The organism is Oleiphilus sp. HI0117, from assembly GCF_001635235.1.
In genome coordinates this window covers 1-1,172 of the sequence record NZ_LWGA01001022.1, presented here as the reverse complement: position 1 = coordinate 1,172, position 1,172 = coordinate 1, and the positions used below count along the sequence as shown (strand labels likewise).

Genomic DNA, 1,172 nt, shown 5'->3' with positions numbered 1-1,172 from the left:
ATACTGTACTATCACTACTCTCAATCGCTTGGGATAAGAGTTGCAGTGATACTTCACGCTTTTTACGCTGATTTATTTCTTCCGTAAGTTCGTAGTTTATTTTGTTGATGGTTTCTGTTCTGGAAATTATTCGTTTCTCAAGCTCAGTGTTGAGCGTATGCAGCTCATCCTCTTTGTCTTTTAATTGTTTAGTATAAACAATTAATTCCCGATTAGCCTTGGTGAGATACATTGTTTTCTCACTAACAGCGCGTTTCAGGTTTTTATTGACATAGAATAAGATTGAAATAAAGGCTGCGCCAATAACAAATATAATACTGGAAACTTGGAGTACCTGACGCGTCAGTTGGCTGGCTTCATTTAGTTCAGGAGAGTAAATGAAACGCTCGTGGTTCAATTCGCCAGTGCTCATGCCAAGATCGGTAAACGAGTCAGCGATGTGCTGCCACCTTCCTGGGTTCATGTGTCCCAGATCCACCAGTTTGGGAACGATTAGACGAATGGTCTCCTGAGCTTCATGGCGGAGTTCTTCAATGCTGAGTTCTGATTGATACTTATTCTTGATGAGCTCAATAAGCTCATCTGGATTCTCAATAGCGTAACGCCAGCCGTCAATACTGGCTTTTCTAATGGCTTTCACTTCATCGCTATGCTCATCAACTTTAGACTCTGTGCTAAATAACACGTCTCCGTAATAGTCTATTCCGTAAACACGAGGGTCTATAAGGTTGTATTCGACACCTCTTTGTCTCAGCTGGAAGGGTTGATCGGTTATATAACCAACCATTGCATCGACTTTTTCATCGATTAAATCCTGAATATTGTAGGATAAGGGCACCGACTCAATTTGTGACTCATTAATCCCTTCTTTCTTTAACAGTCCTAACGTATTTGAACCGTAATGTCCCTCTGGGTACATCACGCGTTTACCGATTAAGTCTTGTGGAGTTAGCAGATTATTCTTCTTTAAAGTCATCAATACGATTGGCGAGTGTTGAATAATGGCTGCTAATGCGACGAGAGGATTGCCGTTCAGGTGATAGAGCACAAGCTCAGCATTGGCTATGCCATAATCAGCCTTACCCTCAAGCACTTCTGTGATGGGGTTTATATCAGGACCGGCAGCTCTGATCTCGACGTTGTAACCGGCATCATGGTAATAGCCATTTTCC

At 42.1% G+C, this 1,172-nt stretch carries 1 protein-coding gene; it reads right to left on the bottom strand.

Annotated elements, in window-relative coordinates; translation table 11 throughout:
• A partial coding sequence (locus A3757_RS18315; protein ID WP_197470127.1) for an ABC transporter substrate-binding protein occupies window positions 1-1,172 on the bottom strand: 1,172 nt, incomplete at both ends.